We start from the raw sequence: 25,946 nt of genomic DNA on the forward strand, positions 1-25,946 counted from the left end.
CCACCCGACCAAATCCCCCCATAGCACCGCAGTTCGGTGCGCCTGTTTACCCCGTTCCTACGTCCGTTACACAACCGACGGACAGCCGATTGCCAGCCGCGCGCTGGCTCGCACAGCGCCGTGACAACGCCTCCGTAGCTTCATTGGCACGAGGAAGACCGACGGCGAGGGGCCGGGCGGGAACGGGGATCGGGAGGCGGTTCAACATGGCGCAGGGAGAGGTGCTCGAGTTCGAGGAGTACGTCCGCACCAGGCAGGATGCGCTGCTGCGCAGCGCACGCCGGCTGGTCCCGGACCCGGTGGACGCTCAGGACCTGCTCCAGACGGCGCTGGTCAGGACCTACCACCGCTGGGACGGCATCGCGGACAAGCGCCTCGCCGACGCCTACCTGCGGCGCGTGATGATCAACACGCGTACCGAGTGGTGGCGGGCGCGCAAACTGGAGGAGGTCCCGACCGAGCAACTGCCGGACGCCTCGGTCGACGACTCCACCGAGCAGCACGCGGACCGCGCCCTGCTGATGGACATCATGAAGGTTCTGGCGCCGAAACAGCGCAGCGTCGTCGTCCTGCGACACTGGGAGCAGATGTCGACGGAGGAGACGGCCGCAGCCCTTGGCATGTCGGCCGGTACGGTCAAGAGCACGCTGCACCGGGCGCTCGCCCGGCTCCGCGAGGAGCTGGAGAGCCGCGATCTGGACGCACGCGCGCTGGAGCGTGGGGAGCAGGAGCGTTGCGCGGTCTGACGGACTCGGGCCGGGGGACCTTGCAGGCGGCGTTCACGGCGGTGGCCGTGCTCGCCGCCCTCGCCCTTTTCGTCTCCGCCTGCGCCACGGGCGGCACCGGCGCCCGTGACGAGGGCCCCGCGCACGCGCCCTCGGACGCGGTGGCGGGTGCCGCGGTCTCGCCCTCGCCCAGCTCCTCGAAGGCGTCCGCGCATGTGGACGCGGTCAGGCTGGTCAAGGACGACCCGTCGGTCTCGGCGGAGGTCAAGCGCGACCTCAAGCCGTGCGTCGCGAACGAGTACCCGATCGACGTCTCCTACGGCGACGTGACCGGCGGGCCGGGCGACGACGTCGTGGTGAATGTGCTGACCTGCGGTGACGCGGTGGGGGTCGGCTCGTATGTGTATCGCCAGGAACGCGGTCGGTACGAGAATGTGTTCCGTGCCGAGGAACCCCCGGTCTACGCGGAGATCGACCGCGGCGACCTGGTGGTGACCAAGCAGGTGTACGAGAAGGGTGACCGGGTGTCGAGTCCGTCCGGCGAGATCGTGACGACGTACGGCTGGACCGCGGGCCGCTTCGTCAAGCGGTACAACACGCGCAACGACTACAGCAACGCCGTCGGGGGCGGCGCGTCGCCGTCCTCGTGAACCGTTCGGGCCGCTCGGACCGATCCACCAGCGGCAGGCCGTACGCACGGCACGACCGACATCACCGATACGAGAACTGAGAGCACCGGGATGGCAGACCAGACCCACGTCCTGTTCGTCGAGGACGACGACGTCATCCGCGAGGCCACCCAGCTCGCGCTGGAGCGGGACGGCTTCGCGGTCACCGCCATGCCCGACGGGCTGTCGGGCCTGGAGGCGTTCCGGGCGAACCGCCCCGACATCGCGCTGCTCGACGTCATGGTGCCCGGTCTCGACGGCGTGAGCCTGTGCCGCCGTATCCGCGACGAGTCGACCGTCCCGGTGATCATGCTCTCCGCCCGGGCCGACTCGATCGACGTCGTGCTGGGCCTGGAGGCGGGCGCCGACGACTACGTGACCAAGCCCTTCGACGGCGCCGTGCTGGTCGCGCGGATCCGTGCGGTGCTGCGGCGCTTCGGTCACGCGAGCGGCGGCGAGAAGGCCGACGACGACGGGGGCCCGATGGGCGGCGGTGTGCTGACCTTCGGGGATCTGGAGATCGACACCGAGGGCATGGAGGTGCGCCGGTCCGGGCAGCCGGTGGGGCTGACCCCGACCGAGATGCGGCTGCTCCTGGAGTTCTCCTCCGCGCCGGGCACGGTCCTGTCGCGCGACAAGCTGCTGGAGCGGGTGTGGGACTACGGCTGGGGCGGCGACACGCGCGTGGTGGACGTCCACGTCCAGCGGCTGCGCACGAAGATCGGCCAGGACCGGATCGAGACGGTCCGCGGCTTCGGTTACAAGTTGAAGGCCTGAACGGGGACACCAGGGACATGCGGGGGACATTCAGGCGCCCGACCAACCCGGACAACCCGGGTGGCACGGGCATGCGCACGGGTCTGAGATGGAAGCTCAGCGCGGCCATCGCCCTGGTCGGCGCGCTGGTGGCGATCGCGCTGAGCCTGGTCGTGCACAACGCGGCCCGGGTCTCGATGCTGGACAACGCGCGCGACCTCGCCGACGAGCGCGTCCAGATCGCGCAGCGCAGCTACGAGCTGTCCAACCGGCCGAACTTCCCCAACGTCAAGATCGACGACCCCCGGCTGCCGTCGGCGCTGCGCGCGAAGGTCCAGCAGGGCCGCCGGGCGACGTTCGTGACCGACCGGCGCGACGGGGTGCCGGACATCTGGGCCGCCGTGCCGGTCAAGGACGGGCATGTGCTGTCGCTGCACACCAACTTCACCGACCGCAGCACGGACATGCTCAAGGACCTCGACCAGGCCCTGGTGATCGGCTCCATCGCGGTGGTCCTCGGCGGCAGCGCGCTGGGCGTGCTCATCGGCGGCCAGCTCTCGCGCCGGCTGCGCAAGGCGGCGGCCGCGGCGAACCAGGTCGCCAAGGGCGAGTCGGACGTACGGGTGCGGGACGCCATCGGCGGGGTCGTACGCGACGAGACCGACGATCTGGCGCGGGCGGTGGACGCCATGGCGGACACCCTGCAGCAGCGGCTGGAGGCCGAGCGCCGGGTCACCGCGGACATCGCGCACGAGCTGCGCACCCCGGTGACCGGGCTGCTGACGGCGGCCGAACTGCTGCCGCCCGGCCGCCCCACCGAGCTGGTCCTGGACCGGGCGAAGGCGATGCGGACCCTCGTCGAGGACGTCCTGGAGGTGGCCCGCCTCGACGGGGCCTCCGAACGGGCCGAGCTGCAGGACATCATGCTCGGCGAGTTCGTCAGCCGCCGGGTGACGGCGAAGGACCCGGCCGTCGAGGTGCGGGTGGTGCACGAGTCGATGGTCACGACCGATCCCCGGCGCCTGGAGCGGGTCCTGTTCAACCTGCTCGCCAACGCCGCCAAGCACGGCAAACCGCCGATCCAGGTCACCGTCGAGGGCCGCGTCATCCGCGTCCGCGACCACGGCCCCGGCTTCCCCGCCGACCTCCTCGCCGACGGCCCGAGCCGGTTCCGCACCGGCAGCACCGACCGCGCGGGCCACGGCCACGGCCTGGGCCTCACGATCGCCGCCGGCCAGGCCCGCGTCCTGGGCGCCCGCCTGACCTTCCGCAACGTCCGCCCGGTGGGCACGCCCGACGACGTCCCGGCGGAGGGCGCGGTGGCGGTGCTGTGGCTGCCGGAGCACGCCCCGACGAACACCGGCAGCTATCCGATGTTGCCGTAGCCGGCTCTCCTGCGACCGCTCATACCTCCGCGACCAGCAGCTCCTCCCCTCGGGAGGGCCGCAGACCGTCCGTCCGCCCCGCGAAGTACCGCTGCTCCAGGTGGGCCGCCGAGACGTGCCGGACCTCGCGGAAGCCGGCCTCGCGGGCGAGACCGAGGATCTCCGGCGGCCGGTAGAAGCTGAGGAACGGCGTCCCCGCGGCCCGGGCGCCCTTCATCGCGACCCTGAGCTGGGCCTGCTCCTCGGGCTCGACGTCTTCCACGGGCCGGAGGAACGTGGACACGAGCGCCGACCCCGGCGCGAGGCCCGCGACGAGCCGGAAGGTCGCCTTGATCGCCTCCGGGGTGAGGTACATGGTCACTCCCGCGGAGGCCACCACCGCGGGCCGCCCGGGATCGAGTCCGCCCGCGAGCAGCTGCCCCCACCAGTCGCCCTCGAAGTCGACGGGCACCAGCCGCAGCCACTCGGGGACGCCGAGGCCGAGCTCGTCGAGCCGGCGCCGCTTCCAGGTCTGCGGCCCGGCCTGATCGACCTCGAAGACACGCAGCCCACCGGCGCCGACGTCCGGCCGGCGCTGCGCGAAGGTGTCGAGCCCGGCCCCGAGGACGACGTACTGGTCGAGACCCTCCGCCACCCGCTCCACCACGAGATCCTCGACGAACCGGGCCCGCGCGACGATGGACGCCCGCGTGCGCCGGGTGGCCGCGACATCCATGTCGGGCCGCTCACGCCACCCCGCACCCGGGTCGGCGAGCCGCAGCCCGACCTCGTCCTCGATGACGTACGGCGGCGGATCGGCGCGCAGATGCAGGGCCCGCCAGAGGGCGACCCGCACGGCGGTGTGCTCGGCGGCGGCCTCCTCGCCCGCCGGGCCCGTCACCCGAAGTCCTTGGAGAAGTCCAGCTCCTCGCTGCGCTCGGTCAGCGAGTACCAGTTGCCGTTGTCGTCGCGGAAGATCGCCTCGATCCCGTACGGCCGCTCCTGCGGCGACTGCAGGAACTCGACTCCGCGTGCCTTGAAGGTCGCGTAGTCACCCCGGCAGTCGTCCGTACGGAACGCTCCCGCGCCCAGCACGCCCTTGCCGACCAGCTTCTTCAGCGCCTCGGCGGACTCGGGGTCGAGCCCGGGGCCGTCGAGGTTCATCAACGCGAGCTCGACGCCCGGCTGATCCTTGGCGCCGACGGTGATCCACGTCATGTCCCCCATGGAGATCTCGTCCCGCACCTCGAAGTCCAGCTTCTCCGTGAAGAAGGTCTTGGTGCGCTGCTGGTCGAAGGTCCATACGGTGCTGATGCCCAGGCCCAAGATCATGGCTCTGCTCTCCCTGGCTCGGTGCCGGTGTCCTGTCCGTCACCGTAGGCAGGGCGGGCCTCGGGCCGCTTCTTCGATGTTGCGGTGGGGAAACCGCCGGCCCACAGCATCGCGTAGCACCCCGGGATGAGGGCGGCGCCGCGGCCGACGTGCTTGCTCCGGTAGTCGCTCGGCGTCAGCCCGGTCCGCGCCTTGAACCGCGCCGAGAACGTCCCGAGACTGCTGAACCCGACCAGATGGCAGATCTCCGTCACGCTCAGGCCGGCGCTGCGCAGCATCTCCTCGGCCCGCTCGATACGCCGATGCGTCAGGTACTGCCCGGGCGTCTCCCCGTACGCCGCCTTGAAGGCGCGCAGGAAGTGAAACCGCGAATACCCGGCATATGCGGCCACCCCGTCCAGATCCAGCTCCGGATCGGCCCAGTCACGGTCCATCGCGTCCTTGGCGAGCCGCAACTGCCGCATCTTGTCCACAGGTCCGATGGTGACACGGCCCACTGACAGCGGCGGGGCCGAAGCGGGGGCCTGGGGGCGGCCCCCCAGAGACGCACGCCCCCACGCACCCACACATGACGAAGGCCCCCGGGGCGGACACCGTCCGGGGGCCTTCAGCTCACCTTGGGAGGATCACACGGCTTCGACGACCGGCGCCGGCGCGGCCTCACCCTCGCCAGGCTTGGGCGCAGCCGGCCCCGCGCCGCGAAGAGCGACCTCCGTCACGAACACCGCCGCGATCAGCGCGCCCACGGCCACGATCGACCCGAGCAGGAAGGCCGTGTGCGTACCCGCGGACACCGCGTGCTGGTACGCCTCCCGCGCCACCGCCGGCAGTTTCTCCAGGCTCTTCGCGTCCAGCTGCGCCGACTTCTCGGTGATCTTCGAACCCAGCGCTCCGGCCCGTGCGGACATCACGTCCTGGACCCGGTTGTTGAACAGCGCGCCCATGATCGCGACACCGAAGGAGGAGCCGAGCGTACGGAACAGGGTGGTCGAGGAGGACGCGACGCCCATGTCCCGCATCTCGACGCTGTTCTGCGCGACCAGCATGGTGATCTGCATCAGGCAGCCCATGCCGAGACCGACGACGGCCATGAACACACCGGACATCAACCGCGAGGTCCCCGTGTCCATCGTCGACAGCAGGTACAGCCCGACGATCATCAGGGCGCTGCCGACCACCGGGAACACCTTGTACTTGCCGGTGTTCGTGGTCACGCGCCCGGCCACCATCGAGGTGACCAGCATCGCGCCGAGCATCGGCAGGAGCAGCAGACCGGAGTTGGTCGCGGAGGCACCCTGCACCGACTGCTGGTACAGCGGCAGGAACAGCGTCGCGCCGAACATCACGAAGCCGGTGATGAAGCCGATGATCGACATCAGCGTGAAGTTGCGGCTGCGGAAGATGTGGAGCGGGACGACCGGCTCGCGGGCCTTGGTCTGCCAGAACACGAACCCGATCAGCGATGCCACGCCGATGCCGATGAGCTCCATGATCCGAGCGGACGTCCAGGCGTACTGCGTACCGCCCCAGGTGGTGACGAGCACGATCGAGGTGATGCCGACGGTCAGCAGCACGACACCGAGGTAGTCGATGCCCGCCTTGGACCGCTTCTTCGGCAGGTGCAGCACCACGCTGATCAGACCGAGGGCGAAGACGCCGAGCGGCAGGTTGATGTAGAACGACCAGCGCCAGCCCCAGTTGTCCGTGATGGTGCCACCGACCAGCGGGCCGCCGATCATCGCGAGCGCCATGACGCCGGCCATCATGCCCTGGTACTTGCCGCGCTCCCGCGGCGGGATCAGGTCGCCGATGATCGCCATGACGCCGACCATCAGACCGCCGGCGCCGAGGCCCTGCACGGCCCGGAAACCGATCAACTCGCCCATGTTCTGGGCCATGCCGCTGAGCGCGGAGCCGATCAGGAAGATCACGATCGAGGTCATGAAGGTGGCCTTGCGGCCGAACATGTCACCGAGCTTGCCCCAGATCGGTGTGGCCGCCGCGGTGGCCAGCGTGTACGCCGTCACCACCCAGGACAGGTGCTCCAGGCCGCCGAGCTCGCCCACGATCGTCGGCATCGCCGTACCCACGATCATGTTGTCGAGCATCGCGAGCATCATGGTGATCATGAGCGCGAGCAGCACGACCCGTACGCTCTTCGGCTGTTTGTCCGGCTTGGTCTCGACCGTCTGCGTGTCCGCCATCGTCCCCACTCCCCTGAGCCCCGCTTCGTTCCCCCGGCCGGCCACTTACTTGCCGCCCGGCTAGTTGTCTACACTGGGAGAAGTTAGACCTCCAACTAGCCGGGCGTCAAGTAAGTTATCTAGTCGGGCGGCAAGTAAGTTTCCGTGCAGTGCGAGGAGTACGAGGATGGGCGTCACCATGGACGGCACCAAACAGCATCGCCGCGGAAACACCCGCCAGCGCATCCAGGACGTGGCGCTCGAGCTCTTCGCCGAGCAGGGCTACGAGAAGACGTCGCTGCGCGAGATCGCCGAGCGCCTCGACGTCACCAAGGCAGCGCTGTACTACCACTTCAAGACGAAGGAAGAGATCCTCGTCAGCATCTTCGAGGACCTCTCCCAGCCGATAGAGGACCTGATCGAGTGGGGCAGGGCGCAGCCCCAGACGCTGGAGACCAAGCAGGAGATCATCCGCCGCTACAGCGACACCCTGGCGAGCGCGTCCCCGCTCTTCCGCTTCATGCAGGAGAACCAGGCGACGGTGAAGGAACTGCGCATCGGCGAGATGTTCCGCAACCGCATGATGGGGATGCGCGACATCCTCATCGACACGGACGCCGAACTGGTCGACCAGGTGCGCTGCGTCAGCGCGATGTTCACGCTGCACGCCGGGATGTTCGTCCTCAACGACCTCGAAGGCGACCCCGAGGAGAAGCGCAAGGCCGTCCTCGAGGTCGCCACCGATCTGGTGACCCAGGCTCACCGGTCGACGCACACGCCGTAGCCGATCACACCCAGGCACTCACCTCTCAGACCTTGACGCCCTTGGTCAGGAGGAAGGAGACCGGGTTGATCGCCGAACCGTAGTTGGCGGTCTTACGGACCTCGAAGTGCAGGTGCGGGCCGCTGGAGTTACCGGTGTTGCCGGACCGGGCTATGTGCTGGCCGGTGGTGACGACCTGGCCGACGTGGACGTCGATCCGCGACAGGTGGGCGTACTGCGAGTACGTCCCGTTGCCGTGCTTGATGACGATGGCGTTGCCGTACGCGGGGCCGTCGCCGGCGCCGTTGCCGCCGGCCTTGACGACGGTGCCGCCGTGCGCGGCGACGACGTTCGTGCCGCTCGGCACGGCGAAGTCCTGACCACTGTGCTTGTGCTGCCACATGCCGCCGGCCTGGTTGAAGCTCGCGGAGAGCGCGTACTTCGCCACCGGGTGGACCCAGGAGCGGGCCCTCTTGGCGGCAGCGGCCTTCTTGGCGGCGGCCTTCTGCTTCGCGACCGCCTGCGCCTTCGCCTTCGCGGTCGCCGCGGCCTTGGCGGCCTTGGCCTGCGCGGCGGCCTGCGCCTCGACGGCGCTCGCGGCGCTGGAGGCGGAGGAGACGTCGGCGGCGGCCGCCACCCCGGCTCCCAGCACGACCGAGGCCCCGAGGCCTGCGGCCAGGACGGCGGCGCGGGTGCGGAGGTGGGACGTACGGGAGGAACGGGACGTGACACGCGAAGACATGGATACCTCGGGATGACGGGGACAGAGAAAAGCCACCCGACGCGTTCGCGGCCACCGGATGGGCTCATCCTTGGTAACCCCGGGACCCGTTGAACCCAAAACATGTGATCTACGACGGAAGCTAGTACTTCATCCCAAGACTTCCGACTTATTGACACATGACCCATCCGGGACAGATCGGTAATCAATCCGCCTAATGCGGCGAAAAAGCCACCTCTATTCGGGGACCAAGGCCCCCTCTCCCGCATCAGGGGATCCACTATTCCGTCTAGTAACGGACATATCGCCTGTGCGGCATGTCACCGGCCGGCAAGATCCGTTCCCCCGCCGATGTGACGGCGGCAACGCCGGTCAACTCCCCGCCCACATCGGACCCGGTGAAAGAACTCGGCCTCATGTGACGCACATCTCTGGCGACTTACCACCCAGTAACCCTACGGTTCCCCTCGCGCCACCCTCGCCCCCGAACATGCACCAGACAACGGCATACGGACGTGAGAGGACCCCCCACCATGACGAGCCGACGCCCCTGGGCGCTGAGCACAGTGGTCACCGCAGTCTCCACCACGGCCCTTGTGGCACTGGCCGGCCCCGCGAACGCGGCAACGAGCACCGAGGACGTCGACTACGCGACCTGGCAGAAGGACTGCCGGGCGGTGATGGACCAGGCACTGCCCTATCTCCAGCAGCGGATCGCGCGCACCGGACCCGGTGAGAAGCAGGCGATCGTCTTCGACATCGACAACACCACGCTGGAGACCGACTTCGGCTTCAAGTTCCCGCAGCCGGCCAACAAGCCCGTCCTGAACGTCGCCGAGTACGCCCAGCAGCACGGCGTCTCGGTCTTCTTCGTCACGGCCCGCCCGGGCATCCTCTACGCGCCCACCGAGTGGAACCTGGAGCACGACGGCTACCAGGTCTCCGGGCTCTACGTCCGCGGCCTGTTCGACCTCTTCAAGGACGTCGCCGCCTACAAGACCGCCCAGCGCGTCGACATCGAGAACAAGGGCTACACGATCATCGCGAACATCGGCAACAGCGCCACCGACCTCTCGGGCGGCCACGCCGAGAAGACGTACAAGCTGCCGGACTACGACGGGCAGCTCTCCTAGGGCCTCGTGCCGGGAGGGCCCCGGAAAACCCCGGAGGACCCCATGCGAAAGGGGCCGGTGCCTTTCGGCACCGGCCCCTTTCGTCGGCTCAACCCCTGGAGGGTCAGGCCTCCTTGCTCAGATTCGGTCCGGCTCCGCCGGCCGCCTGCTCGATCGGCGGGACGTCCGGCAGGGCCGACTTCTCCTCACCGCGGAAGGTGAAGGTGACGTTGTCGCCCTCGCCCTCGGTGTCGACGACCACGATGTGACCGGGACGCAGCTCGCCGAAGAGGATCTTCTCGGAGAGGGAGTCCTCGATCTCGCGCTGGATGGTGCGGCGCAGCGGCCGCGCACCGAGCACGGGGTCGTAACCCTTCTTGGACAGCAGCTCCTTGGCGGACTGGGAGAGCTCGATGCCCATGTCCCGGTCCTTGAGGCGCTCGTCCACCTTGCCGACCATCAGGTCGACGATCTTGAGGATGTCCTCCTGCGTCAGCTGCGGGAAGACGACCACGTCGTCGACGCGGTTGAGGAATTCGGGACGGAAGTGCTGCTTGAGCTCGTCCGACACCTTGTTCTTCATGCGCTCGTAGTTGGACTTCTTGTCACCCGAGGCCGCGAAGCCGAGGTTGAAGCCCTTGGAGATGTCCCGGGTGCCGAGGTTGGTCGTCATGATGATGACCGTGTTCTTGAAGTCCACGACCCGGCCCTGGGAGTCGGTCAGGCGACCGTCCTCCAGGATCTGCAGCAGCGAGTTGAAGATGTCCGGGTGGGCCTTCTCGACCTCGTCGAAGAGGACGACGGAGAACGGCTTGCGGCGGACCTTCTCGGTCAGCTGGCCGCCCTCTTCGTAGCCCACGTAGCCGGGGGGCGAACCGAAGAGACGCGAGACCGTGTGCTTCTCGCTGAACTCCGACATGTCGAGGGAGATCAGCGCGTCCTCGTCACCGAAGAGGAACTCCGCGAGGGCCTTGGAGAGTTCGGTCTTACCGACACCGGAGGGGCCGGCGAAGATGAACGAACCACCGGGGCGCTTGGGGTCCTTCAGACCGGCACGCGTACGGCGGATCGCCTTCGACAGCGCCTTGACGGCGTCGACCTGGCCGATGACCCGCTTGTGGAGCTCCTCCTCCATGCGCAGCAGACGCGAGGACTCCTCCTCGGTCAGCTTGAAGACCGGGATGCCGGTGGCGGTCGCGAGGACCTCGGCGATCAGCTCGCCGTCGACCTCGGCGACGACGTCCATGTCGCCGGCCTTCCACTCCTTCTCCCGCTTGGCCTTGGCGGCCAGGAGCTGCTTCTCCTTGTCGCGCAGGGAAGCGGCCTTCTCGAAGTCCTGCGAGTCGATCGCGGACTCCTTGTCGCGGCGCACGCCCGCGATCTTCTCGTCGAACTCGCGCAGGTCCGGCGGAGCCGTCATCCGGCGGATGCGCATCCGGGAGCCGGCCTCGTCGATCAGGTCGATCGCCTTGTCCGGCAGGAAGCGGTCCGAGATGTAGCGGTCGGCCAGGGTGGCCGCCTGGACCAGCGCCTCGTCGGTGATGGAGACGCGGTGGTGGGCCTCGTACCGGTCGCGCAGACCCTTGAGGATCTCGATCGTGTGCGGCAGGGACGGCTCGGCGACCTGGATGGGCTGGAAGCGGCGCTCGAGGGCCGCGTCCTTCTCCAGGTGCTTGCGGTACTCGTCCAGCGTGGTCGCACCGATGGTCTGGAGCTCACCGCGGGCCAGCATCGGCTTCAGGATCGAAGCGGCGTCGATGGCGCCCTCGGCGGCACCCGCACCGACCAGCGTGTGCAGCTCGTCGATGAACAGGATGATGTCGCCGCGGGTGCGGATCTCCTTGAGCACCTTCTTCAGGCGCTCCTCGAAGTCACCGCGGTAGCGGGAGCCGGCGACCAGCGCGCCGAGGTCCAGGGTGTAGAGGTGCTTGTCCTTGAGGGTCTCGGGCACCTCGCCCTTGACGATGGCCTGGGCGAGGCCCTCGACGACGGCGGTCTTGCCGACGCCGGGCTCACCGATCAGGACCGGGTTGTTCTTGGTACGGCGGGACAGCACCTGCATGACCCGCTCGATCTCCTTCTCGCGCCCGATGACCGGGTCGAGCTTGGACTCACGAGCGGCCTGGGTGAGGTTCCGGCCGAACTGGTCGAGGACCAGGGACGTCGAGGGCGTGCCCTCGGCAGGGCCGCCGGCGGCGGCGGTCTCCTTGCCCTGGTAGCCGGAGAGCAGCTGGATGACCTGCTGCCGCACCCGGTTGAGATCGGCGCCGAGCTTGACGAGGACCTGGGCGGCGACGCCCTCACCCTCGCGGATCAGGCCGAGCAGGATGTGCTCCGTGCCGATGTAGTTGTGGCCCAGCTGGAGGGCCTCCCGGAGCGACAGCTCCAGGACCTTCTTGGCACGGGGGGTGAAGGGGATGTGCCCGGACGGGGCCTGCTGGCCCTGGCCGATGATCTCCTCCACCTGCTGGCGGACCGCCTCGAGCGAAATCCCGAGGCTCTCAAGGGCCTTGGCGGCGACACCCTCACCCTCGTGGATCAGGCCCAGGAGGATGTGCTCGGTGCCGATGTAGTTGTGGTTGAGCATCCGGGCTTCTTCCTGAGCCAGGACGACAACCCGCCGCGCGCGGTCGGTGAACCTCTCGAACATCGTTAATCGCTCCTCAGAGCGGTCAGGCAGTGGAGGGGAACTTCCCCTCCCTGTCCTTCCGCAGCTTAGTCCCGCAAGCGGGGACCGCTCATTCCAACTGCCGACACCGGACCGAGAACCAACGCTGCCTCCTGACCCCGAACGCCGACATATGCTCCAACCCGATGGTGCGAGACGATGTTCCCGCAGGCCAGACCGTTACCCACACCATCAGTACGCCGATGGCGAACGTGAGACGTCCTCTCCTGCGTGTCGCCCCCTCCCACTAGGGATGTCTTACCCGCTGGGACTGACAGTCCATGCCGCGCGGCCCCGTTCCCTCCGCTACGGGCGAACAACCTTGCACCACCCCGCACCCCCGCACGCCCCCCGATTCGGCACCCTTTGCAGCCGCACGAGCACCCAGCGTAACTCGGGAGACGTTCGGACGGTTGCACTTGGCATGGTTCGCAGCCGCCGCACGATCCCGCTCCCCCGCAGGCCGCTCGATTCCGGCGATCACGGTCGCCGGTGGTACGAGAACGAACTCGGCTGGGCGACGGTGCCCGCACCGGCGGGAGAGCCCGGACACGGGCTCCGGCTGCGGGTGGGCGACCGCTTCGACGTCCTGGACGTGCCGGCCGAGGCGGGCCGGGCGGGCCTGCGCCATCTCGCCCCGTCCTCTCCGGTGGCCGTGCAGGGCGACCGGATGCGGCTGCTGGTGGCCGCGGGCAGCGCCGAGGAACTGCCGGGGCTGCTGGACTGGCTGGAGTGGGGCGCGCTCACGCTGGATCTGACGGCGACCGGCGAGGGCGGCGTCATGGACGCGCCGCTTCCGCCCGGGAGCGGGCCGGCCGGTCGACGGGGCCGCTCGGGCGCCCTGCAGGGGGCCGCCGTATGGCTGCGGCCCCCCGAGCCTGGGTGCGAGGTCGAGGCCTCGCTGCCGACGCTGTCGGCCGTGGGGGGCGATGGGGGCGCCCCCGATCTCGTACGACTCGTGGACACGGTGGCAACGCAGTGCCACCGGCTGCGACTGTGGCGCGCGGGCGCCCGGCCGTCCGCCCTGCCGTAGAACGGCGATCAGGCGTTGGCCTTCTCGTAGGCCTCGCGGATGGACGCGGGAACACGGCCGCGGTCGTTGACCTCGTAGCCGTTCTCCTTCGCCCACGCGCGGATCTGCGCGGTGTCCTGGCTGCCACCGGAAGCGGCGCGCGCCTTTCCGCGCCCACCCGAAGAACGACCTCCGGTACGACGGCCACCCTTCACGTAAGGCTCGAGAAGGCCACGGAGCTTGTCCGCATTGGCGGTCGTGAGATCGATCTCGTACGTCTTGCCGTCCAACGCGAACGTAACGGTCTCGTCCGCCTCGCCGCCGTCGAGGTCGTCGACAAGAAGGACCTGAACCTTCTGTGCCACCGGATTTCCTTTCATCCATAACTTGAGGGCCTGGGGTCTGCGGCGTCCGCCGTTTCGCCGTCCCCTGTTATATGCAGTACTGCAGTACGTCGGAAAGCAAACCGCTTTTGCCGGAAAAACACAAACCCCTTGGAGAGACTGACCGCTGGACTGCCCGAGAGACCGGCTGTGAGACCTAGTACGGGGTCAAGAGCGAGACAGATGGCCGCGCCGTCCGGAAACATGCGCGTTTCGGACATAGGGAACGTGGGCAGGGGCCGCGGAATACATCGCGGCGATCGGCGATCACAGATGCAGAAGCATCCGGCTGTTGCCCAAGGTGTTCGGTTTCACCCGTTCGAGACCGAGGAACTCCGCTACGCCCTCGTCATAGGAACGCAGTAGCTCCGCGTAGACATCGGTGTCAACGGGTGTCTCACCGATCTCGACGAAGCCGTGCTTGGCGAAGAAGTCCACTTCGAAGGTCAGGCAGAAAACGCGGCGAACGCCGAGCCAGCGCGCGGTCTCCACCAACTTCTGCAGCAGTTGATGCCCGACACCGGCGCCCTTCAGGCCGGGCTTCACCGCGAGAGTGCGGACTTCCGCGAGGTCTTCCCACATCACGTGCAGCGCGCCGCAGCCGACCACGTCGGCGTTGTCGTCCCGTTCGGCGATCCAGAACTCCTGGATGTCCTCGTAAAGCGTCACCGTTGCTTTGTCGAGCAGGATGCGGCCGCGGACGTACGTGTCGAGGAGACGGCGCACGGCCGGGACATCGCTGGTACGGGCCCGCCGGACAGTGATGGCTTTAGCACTGACTTCGGTGCCTTCGGGACCTACAGGACTCTCTGCTGACATGTGCGGACGCTATCGCCCGTCGGTCTCCTGCGCCGACCCGGGGTTCTCGCGGTCCGTATCCCCACCGGTATCCGCGGCCGCTTCGGGTGTTTCCGGACCTTGGACCATGCGTACGGCGTCCCTGAGGGCAAGGCGCTGTTCCTCGCTCATCATCCCGAAGAAGGCGACGAGAGCAGCTGCCGGGTTGTCGCTCTGCGACCAGGCGTCGTTCATCAGAGCGGCCGCGTAGGCGGCCCTGGTGGAGACCGCCTCATATCGATAGGCCCGGCCTTCCGCCTCACGGCGGACCCAGCCCTTCTGATGGAGATTGTCCAAAACGGTCATCACCGTGGTGTATGCGATGGACCGTTCCTGCTGAAGGTCTTCCAGGACTTCTCGGACGGTCACCGGGCGGTTCCACTTCCACACCCGCGTCATGACCGCGTCTTCGAGTTCTCCCAATGGGCGAGGCACAGCTCAGCACAATAGTGGGAGAAGTCCACATTGGCGTGCCGGACGTGCGCATCCACCGACAAACAGTGAAAAAGGGGCGCCGCCGGGGAGGGTCAGGCGTCGGCCTTCGGGGTGCCCTGCCGGGCGCTCTCCGCGCGTGCGATCGCGGCGTCGACGGCCGCGTCCTCCTTGGCCTTGTTGGCCCCGCCCTGGGTCTTCACCATCACCCTGATCACAGCGATGAAGAGCGCGGCCATGACGACCGGGGGCACGAGCGCGGAGACGATGTCCATGCGTCCAGGGTAGCCACGGCCGCAATGGACGGGCAGGGCGGGGCCGGGAGGTTCCGGGCGGTTCGGGCGCTCTCAGCCGGCGGCGAGGTGCCGGCGCTGCCCTGAGCTGGGCGGCGGGGCCGGCTTGCGGCGCGGGAAGACCTCGCCCGGGGTCGGGATGGGACGGGCCGGCTTCGGCTCGTCCGGGGCGGGGGCCGGCTTGGGGGCGTCCGGTTTCCGGGCGGGCTTCTTGTCGGGCTCGCGCGCGGGATCCCGCTCCGCGGCCCCGGCGGGCCGCGCACCGGCGCCCTTCAGGCCGCCTGGAAGGGCCTTGAGGCGGCTGCGGGCGGCCGGGACGGTCGCAGTGACCCGGCGGGTCGCACCGGGCGCGAGACGGTCGCGTACGTCCTGCTCCGCGAGCCTCCGGCAGCGCCCCAGCAGGACCGAGGCGGCCGGACTGCCGCGCAGGGCCCGCAGGGCGGCGAGATCGTCGGGCTGCGGACGGTATCCGGCTGCCAGCGCCTCCTCCAGGAGCGTCAGATAGCCGGACACGGTCCCTGGCAGAGCGGCGCGGTAGCGCGCGAGATCGGCCACCAGGAAGGCACGCAGCCGGTCACCCTCACGCATCGCCTCGTCCAGGGACTCGGCGAGGCGGAGGCAGTCCTTGACGTCCTCTGCGGGCGTGGGGCCGGGCTGAAGGGCGAGGGCGAGAGCGCGGCGGAGCACACGCAGCTCCTCCGCGCCGAACGCCATGCCGCCGCGGGATCCGTATGGCGTGGGCATGCGGCGACACTACGCGCTAATCAGACAAATTCGACATAAGGGGCAGGTGTGGCGCGGTCGCGCCACCCGGTTGCTCCTAGGCCGTCCTCACATGCGGGAGACGTTGCGCTACATGCGGGAGACGTTGCGCTCGTAGACCATCCGCAGCCCGATCAGCGTCAGCCACGGCTCGTGCTCGTCGATCACGGACGACTCCCCCAGCACCATCGGTGCCAGCCCGCCGGTCGCGATCACCGTGACGTCGTCGGGGTCGTCCGCCAGCTCGCGCGCCATCCGTCCGACGACGCCGTCGACCTGTCCGGCGAAGCCGTAGATGATGCCGGACTGCATCGCCTCGACCGTGTTCTTGCCGATCACGCTCCGCGGGCGGGCCACCTCGATCTTGCGCAGCTGCGCGCCCCGGACGCCGAGCGCCTCGACGGAGATCTCGATACCGGGGGCGATCACGCCGCCGATGTACTCCCCGCGCGCGGAGACCGCGTCGAAGGTGGTGGCGGTGCCGAAGTCGACGACGATCGCCGGGCCGCCGTACAGCTCGACGGCCGCGACCGCGTTGATGATGCGGTCGGCGCCGACCTCCTTGGGGTTGTCGGTCAGGATCGGCACACCGGTCTTCACGCCCGGCTCCACCAGCACCGCGGGGACGTCGCCGTAGTACCGGCGGGTCACCTCGCGCAGCTCGTGCAGCACGGACGGCACGGTGGCGCAGATCGCGATCCCGTCGATGCCGTCGCCCAGCTCGTCGCCGAGCAGGGGGTGCATGCCCATCAGGCCCTGCAGCAGCACCGCCAGCTCGTCCGCCGTGCGGCGGGCGTCCGTGGAGATGCGCCAGTGCTCGACGATGTCGTCCCCGTCGAACAGGCCGAGGACGGTGTGCGTGTTGCCTACGTCGATGGTCAGCAGCATGGCCGGTACCTACTCCGCCGCTCGCAGGTCGAGGCCGATGTCGAGGATCGGCGAGGAGTGGGTCAGGGCTCCCACGGCGAGGTAGTCGACGCCGGTGTCGGCGTACGCGCGCGCGTTGGCGAGGGTGAGCCGGCCCGACGCCTCCAGGGCGGCGCGGCCGTGCACGAGGGCGACCGCCTCCTCGCACTCGCCGGGCGTGAAGTTGTCCAGGAGGATCAGGTCGGCGCCGGCGTCGACGACCTCGCGCAGCTGGTGCAGGGTGTCGACCTCGACCTCGATCGGCACCTCCGGGAAGGCTTCCCGTACGGCCTTGAACGCCTGGGCGACGCCGCCCGCGGCGACGACGTGGTTGTCCTTGACGAGCGCCGCGTCCGACAGCGACATCCGGTGGTTGACCCCGCCGCCGCAGCGCACGGCGAACTTCTCCAGCGACCGCAGCCCCGGAGTCGTCTTGCGGGTGTCGCGGACCTTGGTCGTCGTGCCGTCCAGGGCGTCCGCCCACGCGCGCGTGGCGGTGGCGATGCCCGACAGGCGGCACAGGAGGTTGAGCGCGCTGCGTTCGGCGGTGAGCAGGTCGCGGGTGCGCGAGGTGACCGACAGCAGCTTCTGCCCGGCCGCCACCCGGTCGCCGTCCTCCACGTGCCGCTCGACCTCGAACTCGTCCGTGCAGACCACGGAGAGCACCGCTTCGGCGACCCTGAGGCCGGCCACGACGCCCGCCTCGCGCGCGGTGAAGTCGGAGGTGGCGACGGCCTCTTCGGGGATGGTCGCCACCGTGGTCACGTCCACGCCGTGGTCGAGGTCCTCCTGGATGGCGACGTTGGCGATGTCCTCGACCTCCACGGGGTCGAGTCCGGCGTCGGCCAGGAGCTGGGCGAGCGCGGGGTCGAGCCCGCACTCCAGGTATTCCGCGTCGGTGCCGGCGTCCGCGCCACAGGCACAGCCGTCGCCGCAGCCGCCGTTCGACACGAGGGGGAGGTCGGGGGTGCTCACTTCTGTCACTGCTCCTGGAGGCGCTGCTGGGTCTGCTGGGTCGGGGGGAAGTCTGGGGTATCGGTGGTGCCGACAGCGAGTGTGCGGTCGGGATTCAGCCGTACGACGATGTGACGGCGCCATGCCGTGTCGTCGCGGTCTGGGTGGTCCTCGCGCCAGTGGCAGCCGCGGGTCTCCTCGCGCTGCAGGGCGGCGGCGACCAGGACGCGGGCCACGCACAGGAGGTTGGTGGCCTCCCAGGTGTCGACGCCCGGTTCGGCGGTCTTGCCGTCCTCGGCGAGGGCGTCGCGGGCGTCGGTGTGCAGCCGCTGGAGCTGGTCGGCGGCCCTGGCGAGGGACTCGGCGGAGCGCAGCACGCCCGCGCCGTCGGTCATGATCCGCTGGATCGCGAACCGGGCCTCCGGTGCGAGCAGCGGGTGCCGGGGCACCTCCGGGTGCTCCATGAGCTCGGGCACGCGCGCGTGGAGGCCGTTCGCCGCCTGCTTCTCCGCGATGTCGGCGACGATGCGCTCGGCGTAGACGAGGCCCTCCAGCAGGGAGTTGGAGGCGAGCCGGTTCGCGCCGTGCACGCCGGTGCAGGCGACCTCGCCGCACGCGTACAGGCCCGGCACGGTCGTCCGGCCCCGGGAGTCGGTGCGGACGCCGCCGGAGGCGTAGTGGGCGGCCGGGGCGATCGGGATGGGTTCGGTCACCGGGTCGATGCCGTGGGCGCGGCAGGCGGCCAGGATCGTCGGGAAGCGGTGCTCCCACATGTCGGCGCCGAAGTGCCGGGCGTCGAGGTACATGTGCTCGGCGTCCTGCTCCTGCATGCGGCGCGTGATGCCCTTGGCGACGATGTCCCGGGGCGCCAGCTCGGCCAGTTCGTGCTGCCCGACCATGAAGCGCACGCCGCCGGCGTCGACCAGATGGGCGCCCTCGCCGCGCACGGCCTCGGAGACCAGCGGCTGCTGGCCCTCCGCGTCCGCGCCGAGGAACAGCACGGTCGGGTGGAACTGCACGAACTCGAGGTCGGAGACCTCCGCGCCCGCGCGCAGGGCGAGGGCCACGCCGTCGCCGGTGGACACGGACGGGTTGGTCGTGGCCGAGAACACCTGGCCCATGCCGCCGGTCGCGAGGACGACCGCGGGCGCGTGCACGGCGCCCACGCCGTCGTGCTGGCCCTCGCCCATGACGTGCAGGCTCACGCCCGCCGTACGTCCGTCGGTGTCCGTCAGCAGGTCCAGCACCAGCGCGTTCTCGATGGTGCGGACGCCACGCGCGCGTGCCGCCTCGACCAGCGCGCGGGAGATCTCCGCGCCCGTCGCGTCGCCGCCGGCGTGCGCGATGCGGCGGCGGTGGTGGCCGCCCTCGCGGGTGAGTGCCAGCTCGCCCTCTTCGGACTCGTCGAAGTGCGCGCCGGTCGCGATGAGCCGCCGTACGGCGTCCGGGCCCTCGGTGACCAGGATCCGTACGGCCTCCTCGTCGCACAGGCCCGCGCCCGCCACCAGGGTGTCGTCCAGGTGCTGTTCGGGGGTGTCGCCCTCGCCGAGGGCCGCGGCGATGCCGCCCTGGGCCCAGCGGGTGGAGCCGTCGTCGAGGCGGGCCTTGGTGACGACGACGGTGCGCAGCCCGGAGGCCTCGCAGCGCAGGGCCGCGGTGAGGCCGGCGACCCCGGAGCCGACGACCACCACGTCCGCGGAGATGGACCACCCGGGGGCGGGCGCGGCCAGACGAGGGAGGCGGGCGCCGAGCGCGTTCGGCCGAGGGTGGTGGGAGGCGGGCGGGCGTATGCCTGTGCTGCTCACGAGGCGGCTCCGAAGGTTCCGAAAGTGAGAGGGATGTTGTCGATCAGCCGGGTCGTGCCGACCCGGGCGGCGACGGCGAGGACGGCCTCACCGGTGAAGCCGTCCTCGATCTCGGTGAAGTCGGACGGGTCGACCAGGGCGAGGTAGTCCAGCTTCAGCGGCGGCGACAGGCGCGCGGCGTCGTCGAGGACCAGCCGGGCGGCGGCGCGGACGGCGGAGGGGGCGCCCGGGAGTGCCTTGGCGACGGCGTGCGCGTCGGCGGCCGCGCGTGACTCGCCGATCGCGCTGAGCGCCTCGGCACGCGCGTGCGTGGCGGGCACCTCGCGCGCCCTCGCGCGCAGCGCCTCCTGGGCGGCGTGCCGGTCGCTGCCCGCGAACAGCGCGCGGGACAGCGAGAGCGCCGTGCGCCGCTCGGTGGGCGAGAGGTAGCGGTTGCGGCTGGAGAGCGCCAGGCCGTCCTCCTCGCGCACCGTGGGGACGCCGACGATCTCGATGCCGAAGTTCAGGTCCCGCACCATGCGGCGGATCAGGGCGAGCTGCTGGGCGTCCTTCTGGCCGTAGAGGGCGACGTCGGGGCGGGTGAGGTGCAGCAGCTTGGCGACGACGGTGAGCATGCCGTCGAAGTGGCCGGGGCGCGCGGAGCCCTCCAGGCGCTCGCCCATGGGGCCCGCGCCGATCCGGACCTGGGGCTCGCCGCCGGGGTAGACCTCGTCCACGGACGGGGCGAACACGACGTCCGCGCCGGAGAGTTCGGCGAGCTTGACGTCCGCGTCCAGGGTGCGCGGGTAGCGGTCGAGGTCCTCGCCCGCGCCGAACTGAAGAGGGTTCACGAAGACCGTGACGACGACCTCGCCGTCCGCTCCGGCGATGCCGCGCGCGGTGCGGATCAGGGTGGCGTGGCCCTCGTGCAGGGCGCCCATGGTCATCACGACGGCGCGGCGGCCGGTACGCGTGCGTGCGTGCAGTTCGTCGGCGGTGCGCAGCAGGGTGGTGGTCATCGGGCGTCTCCCTCGGCGCCGTCGGTCCGGTCGGCGCCGTCGGCGAGTACCCCGAGGAGATCCTCGGCGAGTTCCGGCTTCAGCAGCCCGTGGGCGAGCGCGCGGTCGGCGGTGGCACGCGCCATCGCCAGGTAGCCCGCGACGGTCTGCGGGGCGTACCGGCGCAGCTCCGCGACGTGCGCCGCGACCGTGCCCGCGTCCCCGCGCGCGACGGGGCCGGTCAGGGCCGCGTCGCCGGAGCGCAGGGCGTTGTCGAGGGCGGCGCCGAGCAGCGGGCCGAGCATCCGGTCGGGGGCCGCGACGCCGGCCTCGCGCAGCAGCTCCATGGACTGGGCGACCAGCGTGACCAGGTGATTGGCGCCCAGTGCAAGCGCCGCGTGGTACAGCGGGCGCATCTCCTCGGCGACCCATTCCGGCTCGCCGCCCATCTCGATGACGAGGGCCTCGGCGGCCAGCCGAAGCTCCGCGGGCGCGGTGACGCCGAACGAGCAGCCGGCCAGGCGCTGGACGTCCACGGGCGTGCCCGTGAAGGTCATCGCCGGGTGCAGGGCCAGCGGCAGCGCACCCGCGCGCAGGGCGGGGTCCAGGACCTTCGCGCCGTACCGCCCGGAGGTGTGCACGAGCAGCTGACCCGGCCGGACCGCCCCGGTCTCGGCGAGCCCCTCGACCAGGCCGGGCAGGGCGTCGTCCGGGACGGTCAGCAGGACCAGTTCGGAGCGCTGGAGCACCTCGGCGGGCGGCACGAGCGGGACGTCGGGCAGCATCTGCGCGGCGCGCCTCCTGGAGGTCTCGGAGACACCGGAGACGGCGACCGGGCGGTGCCCGGCGAGCTGGAGGGACGCGGCCAGCGCGGGGCCGACTCGACCGGCGCCGACGATGCCGACGGTGAGCCGCGCCGGGCGGTCCCTGGGATCTGGCTGTTGGCTTGTACTCACTCGACGGCGGCCTTCCCGTTCCAGTCCGCTCCGGGTACCGGACGATTTCTCGTCATGTTAACGCTATCCGTCCGAAGTGCGTTCGGCTGTCCACAGGCTGTGAGTAGTCACACGGTGACCCACGCGGAAGCCCGGTGGAAATCCGGGTGCCCTCGCGGAGCGTCACGGGAATGATCCGCTCCATGAGCGAATTGGCGGAACAGGACGGGCAGACGGACGAAATGCCCGACGAGGAACGGCTCAAGCAGCGGCGCAAGCGGCGGATCAGCGCGTACCGGGACGCCAGGCGTGTGCTCGCGCGCCCCGGTTTCCTGGGCACGCTCCGCGAACGACTGGCGCTGCTGGACGACGCGCGGGACCTGTACGACCTGGACGAGCCGTCGGACATCTACGGCAACGGCATCGTCGAGGCCCTGGAGGAGAAGGTCGCCGGGCTGCTCGGCACGGAGGCCGCCGCGTTCTTCCCCACGGGCACGATGGCCCAGCAGGTGGCACTGCGCTGCTGGGCGGGCCGCACCGGCAATCCCACGGTCGCCGTGCACGCGCTGGCCCACCCCGAGGTGCACGAGCGCAATGCGTTCAGCCAGGTCAGCGGATTGCGCCCGGTGCGGGTGACGAGTGAGCCCCGGCTCCCGACCGCCGCCGAGGTGCGCGACTTCGAGGAGCCCTTCGGTGCGCTGATGCTCGAACTGCCCCTCAGGGACGCCGGTTTGGTGCTGCCCTCCTGGGAGGAGCTCACCGAGGTCGTCGAGGCCGCGCGCGAGCGGGACGCGGTGGTGCACTTCGACGGCGCGCGCCTGTGGGAGTCCACGGTCCACTTCGGCCGCCCCCTGGACGAGATCGCGGGCCTGGCGGACAGCGTGTACGTGTCGTTCTACAAGTCCCTCGACGGCTACGGCGGCGCCGCGCTCGCCGGTCCCCGGACGCTCGTCCAGGAGGCGAGGACCTGGCGGCACCGGTACGGCGGCCAGATCTTCCAGCAGTTCCCGACCGCCCTGTCGGCCCTCGCGGGCCTGGAGCGGGAGCTGCCCCGGCTGCCCGCGTACGTGGCGCACGCGCGCGTGGTCGCCGCCGCGCTGCGCGAGGGGTTCGCGGCGGCAGGGGTGCCCTGGGCGCGCGTCCACCCCGGCGTGCCGCACACCAACGAGTTCCAGGTCTGGCTGCCGTACGGCGCCGACGTCCTCTCGGAAGCCGCGATCCGGCAGGGCGAGGAGACGGGCACGCTGCTGTTCGCGGCGCCCTGGGACGAGAAGGGCCCGGGCCTGGCCCTCACCGAGGTGTCCGTACGGTCCGCGGGCCTGGAGTGGACCGCCGAGGACGTGAAGGCGGCCGTCGCGGAGTTCGCGTCCCGCCTCACCGAGGAGGCCGGCGAGGCGGGAGCGGCCGGGACCGGTCAGTAGATGGAACGCGGCCGCAGATGCAGCCAGCGGCCCAGGGCCTGCCGTATCCGCCCATGGGCCGGACGCCCGGCGACGACCGCGCTGAACTGCCGGTGGTCGCGCAGCTCGCGCACGACCTGCCAGTCGTTGGCGCCGGGCGCGGGCGGGGCGGGCTCGCCCAGCTGCCGGGCACGGTAGGTGTCGAGAAGGTACTGCTGCGTGATGCTCATGACGGATCGCCTTTTCGGGACTTCTCCGGATGTGGGACTCCGGATCTGGGACTGGGCTCCGCGGTCGCCCCGGTGATCCCAGGCTGCGCCGGACGCCGCGGAGACGTCGCGTCGATTGACGGGCGGCGTCAATCGAGCGCGGCGTTGTCAGTGGCGGGGTGCACCATGAGGTCATGAGCGTGCACATCGACATCGCGGGGCTGCGGCCGGAGAGGGTCGCCGTCGTCCCCTCGCCCCTGGCCGAGCTCGGCATGGCGCTGCACGCGCTGTCCGAGCCGGGGCACCACCCGGGTCTGCAGGGCTGGGTGACGGGCGTGACGGCCCGCCTCGACCCCCACCTCGCGGACCGCATGTGCGAGGCCGACTTCCTGTGGCGGTCGACGTTCTCGGACCTGTTCCTGCCGTACGCGGGCATCCCCGGCGGCGCCCTGCCCGGGGCCACGCTCGCCGAGGAGCTCGACCTGCTGGACAAGCTGACGGACGAGGAATTCGTCGACGCGGCGCTGGAGTTCAGCTGCGCGATGCCCTACGGCGAGGGGCCGAGCCCGCTCTTCGACGCCGGGCTGCGCCGGCGCGCCCTGGAACTGGCCGCCGCACGCGGGCCGCAACAGGTGCGGTTCAGCGAGCTGTTGCTGGCCGATCCGCCCAAGACCCGTTCCTGGTTGCGGCAGTTCCTCGAGGACTGCGACGAGGCGTTCTTCGCGGAGACCTGGTCCCGGCTGCGCCACCAGCTCACGGCGGACGCCCGTCACAAGACCGACCTGCTGCGCCGCAAGGGCCTGGCCGAGGCGCTGGCCGCCGTGTCCCCGGCCGTCGCGCTCGACGAGGACGCCGGGGCGATCACGGTCGACAAGCTGAGCGTGGGCCGCACCGCCACCCGGGACCGTGGGCTGCTCCTGGTGCCGACCAGCCTCGGCTGGCCCCACCTGTCCGTCCTGTACCGGCGCGGCTGGCAGCCGGTGCTGCACTACCCGGCCGGCTCGCCCGAGCTCACGTCCCCGCCCTCCGTGCAGCAGCTCGCCCTGCGGATGACCGCCCTGTCCCACCCGGTCCGCATGCGGATCTGCCGCTACCTGGCCCGCAGCGCCTACACCACGAGCGAGCTGGCGCAGGCGCACGGCATGACGGCCCCCGAGATATCCCGTCACCTGGGCGTGCTGAAGAAGGCGGGCCTGATCACCACGCGCCGCCGCGGCCGGTACGTCCAGCACCAGCTGGACATATCCGTCGTGGCCCGGCTGGGCAGCGACTTCCTGGAGGGCATCCTGCGCTGAGCGGGCGGCCGCCGGGTCAGTCGAACCGGATGTGCCGGATGCCCACCCGCGCCTGCCGCAGCCGCGTGCGCAGTGCGCCCTCGTTGTTGGGCCGCAGCGTCAGCCCGGCGAGCACGGCGATGCGGTCCGCGGTCTTCGGCACGGTCGAGTGGTCCGTCCACAGGTGCTCGGCGAACTCCGGCTCGCTCAGCCGCTCCAGGCAGTGGTCGAGCTGCCGTACGGCCCAGGTCTCCCTGCCCAGCCCGGCGTTCTTGCCGGCGACGTACTGAAGGAGATGCCCGAAGCCGCGCTCGCGCAGCCGCCCGAGGACCGTCTCCCGCTGGGCGAGGAGGGTGAAGTGGCGTACGTCGTGGCCGAGTTCGCGCAGCCGGCCCACGGTCTCGTCCAGGTACCCGGAGTCCGTGACCGTCATCGGCGCGATCACGACTCCTTCGTGTTTGGTCAGGGCGAGGTCCAGCACCTCGACCACGCCCTGCCGCCAAGCCGTCAAGTCCTGGAAGTCGCCGCGCAGTTCGGGCGGGAGCATCCGGCGCAGACCGAAGCCGGCGTGTTCGGGGTCGCAGATGACGCTGCCGCGCAGACGCCGCTGGATCTCGTGTGCGGTCTGTGTCTTGCCGCCCCCGAAGGGGCCGTTGATCCACAGGAGCATGCGCAGACCCTAGTGGCCGGCGCTCGCGCGAAGTGCACGCCCCCCGCGCGTCAGCCGTGCCCGCCCGCGCGCACCAGCCCGGTCTCGTAGGCGAGGACCACGACCTGCACCCGGTCGCGCAGCCCCAGCTTGGTCAGGATGCGGCCGACGTGGGTCTTCACCGTCGCCTCGGACAGCACCAGCCGGGCCGCGATCTCGCCGTTGGACAGGCCCTGCGCGACCAGGATCATGACCTCGCGCTCGCGGTCGGTGAGCCGCTCCAGCTCCTTGTGCCGGGGCTCCTTGGCACCGCTCGGCAGCATCGGCGCGAACCGGTCGAGCAGCCGGCGCGTGGTCGACGGCGCCACCACCGCGTCGCCGCTGTGCACGGCGCGGATGGCGGCCAGCAGCTCGCCGGGCGGCACGTCCTTGAGCATGAAGCCCGAGGCACCCGCCTTCAGGCCGGAGAAGGCGTACTCGTCGAGGTCGAAGGTGGTCAGGATCAGCACCTTGGGCGGTTCGGGCTCCGAGCAGATGCGGCGGGTGGTCTCCACCCCGTCGAGCTTCGGCATGCGGACGTCCATCAGAACGACGTCGACGGCCGTCGCGCGCAGCACCTGAAGAGCCTCCACGCCGTCCCCCGCCTCCGCGACGACCTCCATGTCCGGCTGCGCGGCGAGCACCATCCGGAACCCGGTGCGCAGCAGCACCTGGTCGTCGACGAGCATCACGCGGATCGTCATCGGGGCCTCTTCCGTTCTCGTCCGTTTGCGGCGGTCTCCGGCTGCGTGGTCGGCGCAGCGGGTCGTTGCAGGTGTCAGCGGGG

General features: G+C 70.6%; 28 protein-coding genes. 9 read left to right on the forward strand and 19 right to left on the reverse strand.

What is annotated here, in order from left to right; all coding sequences use genetic code 11:
• The first annotated feature begins 206 nt into the window (after window positions 1-206).
• From ACIBN2_RS25420 to cseC, 4 genes are all read left to right on the forward strand, one after another.
• Window positions 207-746, forward strand: a complete 540-nt coding sequence (locus ACIBN2_RS25420) for a SigE family RNA polymerase sigma factor (protein WP_108011029.1) — start codon at window positions 207-209, stop codon at window positions 744-746.
• Window positions 734-1,375, forward strand: coding sequence for a hypothetical protein (locus tag ACIBN2_RS25425; RefSeq protein ID WP_399137507.1), 642 nt, complete (start codon window positions 734-736; stop codon window positions 1,373-1,375). The genes ACIBN2_RS25420 and ACIBN2_RS25425 overlap by 13 nt, the downstream gene beginning before the upstream one ends.
• 90 nt (window positions 1,376-1,465) lie before the next feature.
• On the forward strand, window positions 1,466-2,170 hold the full coding sequence (cseB, locus tag ACIBN2_RS25430) for a two-component system response regulator CseB (RefSeq protein WP_399137509.1): 705 nt from the start codon (window positions 1,466-1,468) through the stop codon (window positions 2,168-2,170).
• Window positions 2,059-3,534, forward strand: a complete 1,476-nt coding sequence (gene cseC / locus ACIBN2_RS25435) for a two-component system sensor histidine kinase CseC (RefSeq protein ID WP_399138208.1) — start codon at window positions 2,059-2,061, stop codon at window positions 3,532-3,534. Before cseB ends, cseC begins: the two co-directional genes overlap by 112 nt.
• A gap of 19 nt (window positions 3,535-3,553) precedes the next feature.
• Here cseC and ACIBN2_RS25440 read toward each other — a convergent pair whose 3' ends face one another.
• From ACIBN2_RS25440 to ACIBN2_RS25455, 4 genes are all read right to left on the reverse strand, one after another.
• Entirely contained in the window at window positions 3,554-4,414 is an 861-nt protein-coding gene (locus ACIBN2_RS25440; RefSeq protein WP_399137511.1) for a class I SAM-dependent methyltransferase, read from the reverse strand.
• Window positions 4,411-4,845 carry a VOC family protein gene (locus tag ACIBN2_RS25445; protein WP_399137513.1) on the reverse strand — a complete coding sequence of 145 codons (435 nt, stop codon included), beginning with the start codon at window positions 4,843-4,845 and terminating at the stop codon, window positions 4,411-4,413. The genes ACIBN2_RS25440 and ACIBN2_RS25445 overlap by 4 nt, the downstream gene beginning before the upstream one ends.
• Window positions 4,842-5,309 carry a helix-turn-helix transcriptional regulator gene (locus ACIBN2_RS25450; RefSeq protein ID WP_399138210.1) on the reverse strand — a complete coding sequence of 156 codons (468 nt, stop codon included), beginning with the start codon at window positions 5,307-5,309 and terminating at the stop codon, window positions 4,842-4,844. The genes ACIBN2_RS25445 and ACIBN2_RS25450 overlap by 4 nt, the downstream gene beginning before the upstream one ends.
• Before the next feature lie 162 nt (window positions 5,310-5,471).
• Window positions 5,472-7,049: an MDR family MFS transporter gene (locus ACIBN2_RS25455; protein ID WP_399137515.1), complete on the reverse strand. Its 1,578-nt coding sequence runs from the start codon at window positions 7,047-7,049 to the stop codon at window positions 5,472-5,474.
• 166 nt (window positions 7,050-7,215) lie between these two features.
• Here ACIBN2_RS25455 and ACIBN2_RS25460 point away from each other — a divergent pair, with 166 nt between their 5' ends.
• Entirely contained in the window at window positions 7,216-7,812 is a 597-nt protein-coding gene (locus ACIBN2_RS25460; RefSeq protein WP_399137516.1) for a TetR/AcrR family transcriptional regulator, read from the forward strand.
• Window positions 7,813-7,837: 25 nt separating this feature from the next.
• Here the strand turns inward: ACIBN2_RS25460 and ACIBN2_RS25465 are convergent, their stop codons facing one another.
• Window positions 7,838-8,533, reverse strand: coding sequence for a M23 family metallopeptidase (locus ACIBN2_RS25465; RefSeq protein ID WP_399137518.1), 696 nt, complete (start codon window positions 8,531-8,533; stop codon window positions 7,838-7,840).
• 512 nt (window positions 8,534-9,045) lie between these two features.
• On the opposite strand from ACIBN2_RS25465, the gene ACIBN2_RS25470 reads away from it, so the two are divergent.
• Window positions 9,046-9,645, forward strand: a complete 600-nt coding sequence (locus tag ACIBN2_RS25470; RefSeq protein ID WP_399137520.1) for an HAD family acid phosphatase — start codon at window positions 9,046-9,048, stop codon at window positions 9,643-9,645.
• Window positions 9,646-9,748: 103 nt separating this feature from the next.
• Here the strand turns inward: ACIBN2_RS25470 and ACIBN2_RS25475 are convergent, their stop codons facing one another.
• A complete protein-coding gene (locus ACIBN2_RS25475) occupies window positions 9,749-12,274 on the reverse strand; it encodes an ATP-dependent Clp protease ATP-binding subunit (protein ID WP_399137522.1) in 2,526 nt (841 codons plus the stop codon).
• Window positions 12,275-12,716: 442 nt separating this feature from the next.
• On the opposite strand from ACIBN2_RS25475, the gene ACIBN2_RS25480 reads away from it, so the two are divergent.
• A complete protein-coding gene (locus tag ACIBN2_RS25480; RefSeq protein WP_399137523.1) occupies window positions 12,717-13,325 on the forward strand; it encodes an SCO3374 family protein in 609 nt (202 codons plus the stop codon).
• Between the two features lie 8 nt (window positions 13,326-13,333).
• On the opposite strand, the gene ACIBN2_RS25485 is transcribed toward ACIBN2_RS25480, so the two are convergent.
• The 10 genes from ACIBN2_RS25485 to ACIBN2_RS25530 all read right to left on the reverse strand — a co-directional run bounded on the left by ACIBN2_RS25485 (window position 13,334) and on the right by ACIBN2_RS25530 (window position 21,609).
• The gene (locus ACIBN2_RS25485; protein WP_360745728.1) at window positions 13,334-13,669 is read right to left on the reverse strand and encodes an Lsr2 family protein; all 336 of its coding nucleotides are present in this window, start codon (window positions 13,667-13,669) and stop codon (window positions 13,334-13,336) included.
• Window positions 13,670-13,954: 285 nt separating this feature from the next.
• The gene (locus ACIBN2_RS25490; RefSeq protein WP_399137524.1) at window positions 13,955-14,506 is read right to left on the reverse strand and encodes an amino-acid N-acetyltransferase; all 552 of its coding nucleotides are present in this window, start codon (window positions 14,504-14,506) and stop codon (window positions 13,955-13,957) included.
• A 9-nt stretch (window positions 14,507-14,515) separates the two neighbouring features.
• Window positions 14,516-14,959, reverse strand: a complete 444-nt coding sequence (locus ACIBN2_RS25495) for a BlaI/MecI/CopY family transcriptional regulator (RefSeq protein WP_399137525.1) — start codon at window positions 14,957-14,959, stop codon at window positions 14,516-14,518.
• A gap of 92 nt (window positions 14,960-15,051) precedes the next feature.
• On the reverse strand, window positions 15,052-15,231 hold the full coding sequence (locus ACIBN2_RS25500) for a hypothetical protein (RefSeq protein ID WP_399137526.1): 180 nt from the start codon (window positions 15,229-15,231) through the stop codon (window positions 15,052-15,054).
• A 72-nt stretch (window positions 15,232-15,303) separates the two neighbouring features.
• A complete protein-coding gene (locus ACIBN2_RS25505) occupies window positions 15,304-15,963 on the reverse strand; it encodes a hypothetical protein (protein WP_399138211.1) in 660 nt (219 codons plus the stop codon).
• Window positions 15,964-16,101: 138 nt separating this feature from the next.
• Window positions 16,102-16,899, reverse strand: a complete 798-nt coding sequence (locus ACIBN2_RS25510) for a type III pantothenate kinase (protein ID WP_399137528.1) — start codon at window positions 16,897-16,899, stop codon at window positions 16,102-16,104.
• A gap of 9 nt (window positions 16,900-16,908) precedes the next feature.
• The gene (gene nadC, locus ACIBN2_RS25515) at window positions 16,909-17,892 is read right to left on the reverse strand and encodes a carboxylating nicotinate-nucleotide diphosphorylase (RefSeq protein ID WP_399137530.1); all 984 of its coding nucleotides are present in this window, start codon (window positions 17,890-17,892) and stop codon (window positions 16,909-16,911) included.
• Window positions 17,893-17,897: 5 nt separating this feature from the next.
• Window positions 17,898-19,661, reverse strand: coding sequence for an L-aspartate oxidase (locus ACIBN2_RS25520; RefSeq protein WP_399138213.1), 1,764 nt, complete (start codon window positions 19,659-19,661; stop codon window positions 17,898-17,900).
• Between the two features lie 11 nt (window positions 19,662-19,672).
• Window positions 19,673-20,674 carry a pantoate--beta-alanine ligase gene (gene panC, locus ACIBN2_RS25525; RefSeq protein WP_399137532.1) on the reverse strand — a complete coding sequence of 334 codons (1,002 nt, stop codon included), beginning with the start codon at window positions 20,672-20,674 and terminating at the stop codon, window positions 19,673-19,675.
• Window positions 20,671-21,609, reverse strand: coding sequence for a Rossmann-like and DUF2520 domain-containing protein (locus ACIBN2_RS25530; protein ID WP_399137534.1), 939 nt, complete (start codon window positions 21,607-21,609; stop codon window positions 20,671-20,673). Before ACIBN2_RS25530 ends, panC begins: the two co-directional genes overlap by 4 nt.
• A 182-nt stretch (window positions 21,610-21,791) precedes the next feature.
• Between ACIBN2_RS25530 and ACIBN2_RS25535 the strand changes: the two genes are divergently transcribed.
• A complete protein-coding gene (locus ACIBN2_RS25535) occupies window positions 21,792-23,009 on the forward strand; it encodes a threonine aldolase family protein (protein ID WP_399137536.1) in 1,218 nt (405 codons plus the stop codon).
• On the opposite strand, the gene ACIBN2_RS25540 is transcribed toward ACIBN2_RS25535, so the two are convergent.
• Window positions 23,003-23,218 (reverse strand): hypothetical protein, encoded by a 216-nt coding sequence (locus ACIBN2_RS25540; RefSeq protein WP_399137538.1) that lies wholly within the window; start codon window positions 23,216-23,218, stop codon window positions 23,003-23,005. The genes ACIBN2_RS25535 and ACIBN2_RS25540 overlap by 7 nt on opposite strands.
• 173 nt (window positions 23,219-23,391) lie before the next feature.
• On the opposite strand from ACIBN2_RS25540, the gene ACIBN2_RS25545 reads away from it, so the two are divergent.
• Complete coding sequence (locus ACIBN2_RS25545) at window positions 23,392-24,492, forward strand: DUF5937 family protein (RefSeq protein WP_399137540.1); 1,101 nt, start codon at window positions 23,392-23,394, stop codon at window positions 24,490-24,492.
• Between the two features lie 16 nt (window positions 24,493-24,508).
• On the opposite strand, the gene ACIBN2_RS25550 is transcribed toward ACIBN2_RS25545, so the two are convergent.
• Both ACIBN2_RS25550 and ACIBN2_RS25555 read right to left on the reverse strand, forming a co-directional pair.
• Window positions 24,509-25,141, reverse strand: a complete 633-nt coding sequence (locus ACIBN2_RS25550) for an AAA family ATPase (protein ID WP_399137542.1) — start codon at window positions 25,139-25,141, stop codon at window positions 24,509-24,511.
• A 50-nt stretch (window positions 25,142-25,191) separates the two neighbouring features.
• Window positions 25,192-25,863, reverse strand: a complete 672-nt coding sequence (locus ACIBN2_RS25555) for a response regulator (RefSeq protein ID WP_393867181.1) — start codon at window positions 25,861-25,863, stop codon at window positions 25,192-25,194.
• Window positions 25,864-25,946: the final 83 nt, after the last annotated feature.

Origin of the sequence: Streptomyces sp. NPDC050534 (genome assembly GCF_044457745.1) — a bacterium.
In the GTDB taxonomy this organism is placed as follows: domain Bacteria; phylum Actinomycetota; class Actinomycetes; order Streptomycetales; family Streptomycetaceae; genus Streptomyces.

Excerpts from the sequence above, each read along its gene's own strand:
- ACIBN2_RS25555 (WP_393867181.1), bottom strand. The coding sequence starts at position 25,863 with ATGACGATCCGCGTGATGCTCGTCGACGACCAGGTGCTGCTGCGCACC.
- ACIBN2_RS25535 (WP_399137536.1), top strand. The coding sequence starts at position 21,792 with ATGAGCGAATTGGCGGAACAGGACGGGCAGACGGACGAAATGCCCGAC.
- ACIBN2_RS25460 (WP_399137516.1), top strand. The coding sequence starts at position 7,216 with ATGGGCGTCACCATGGACGGCACCAAACAGCATCGCCGCGGAAACACC.
- ACIBN2_RS25475 (WP_399137522.1), bottom strand. The coding sequence starts at position 12,274 with ATGTTCGAGAGGTTCACCGACCGCGCGCGGCGGGTTGTCGTCCTGGCT.
- ACIBN2_RS25500 (WP_399137526.1), bottom strand. The coding sequence starts at position 15,231 with ATGGACATCGTCTCCGCGCTCGTGCCCCCGGTCGTCATGGCCGCGCTC.
- ACIBN2_RS25455 (WP_399137515.1), bottom strand. The coding sequence starts at position 7,049 with ATGGCGGACACGCAGACGGTCGAGACCAAGCCGGACAAACAGCCGAAG.
- ACIBN2_RS25445 (WP_399137513.1), bottom strand. The coding sequence starts at position 4,845 with ATGATCTTGGGCCTGGGCATCAGCACCGTATGGACCTTCGACCAGCAG.
- ACIBN2_RS25490 (WP_399137524.1), bottom strand. The coding sequence starts at position 14,506 with ATGTCAGCAGAGAGTCCTGTAGGTCCCGAAGGCACCGAAGTCAGTGCT.
- ACIBN2_RS25420 (WP_108011029.1), top strand. The coding sequence starts at position 207 with ATGGCGCAGGGAGAGGTGCTCGAGTTCGAGGAGTACGTCCGCACCAGG.
- ACIBN2_RS25470 (WP_399137520.1), top strand. The coding sequence starts at position 9,046 with ATGACGAGCCGACGCCCCTGGGCGCTGAGCACAGTGGTCACCGCAGTC.
- ACIBN2_RS25545 (WP_399137540.1), top strand. The coding sequence starts at position 23,392 with ATGAGCGTGCACATCGACATCGCGGGGCTGCGGCCGGAGAGGGTCGCC.
- ACIBN2_RS25550 (WP_399137542.1), bottom strand. The coding sequence starts at position 25,141 with ATGCTCCTGTGGATCAACGGCCCCTTCGGGGGCGGCAAGACACAGACC.
- ACIBN2_RS25465 (WP_399137518.1), bottom strand. The coding sequence starts at position 8,533 with ATGTCTTCGCGTGTCACGTCCCGTTCCTCCCGTACGTCCCACCTCCGC.
- ACIBN2_RS25540 (WP_399137538.1), bottom strand. The coding sequence starts at position 23,218 with ATGAGCATCACGCAGCAGTACCTTCTCGACACCTACCGTGCCCGGCAG.
- ACIBN2_RS25510 (WP_399137528.1), bottom strand. The coding sequence starts at position 16,899 with ATGCTGCTGACCATCGACGTAGGCAACACGCACACCGTCCTCGGCCTG.
- cseB (WP_399137509.1), top strand. The coding sequence starts at position 1,466 with ATGGCAGACCAGACCCACGTCCTGTTCGTCGAGGACGACGACGTCATC.
- ACIBN2_RS25450 (WP_399138210.1), bottom strand. The coding sequence starts at position 5,309 with ATGCGGCAGTTGCGGCTCGCCAAGGACGCGATGGACCGTGACTGGGCC.
- panC (WP_399137532.1), bottom strand. The coding sequence starts at position 20,674 with ATGACCACCACCCTGCTGCGCACCGCCGACGAACTGCACGCACGCACG.
- ACIBN2_RS25480 (WP_399137523.1), top strand. The coding sequence starts at position 12,717 with ATGGTTCGCAGCCGCCGCACGATCCCGCTCCCCCGCAGGCCGCTCGAT.
- ACIBN2_RS25505 (WP_399138211.1), bottom strand. The coding sequence starts at position 15,963 with ATGGCGTTCGGCGCGGAGGAGCTGCGTGTGCTCCGCCGCGCTCTCGCC.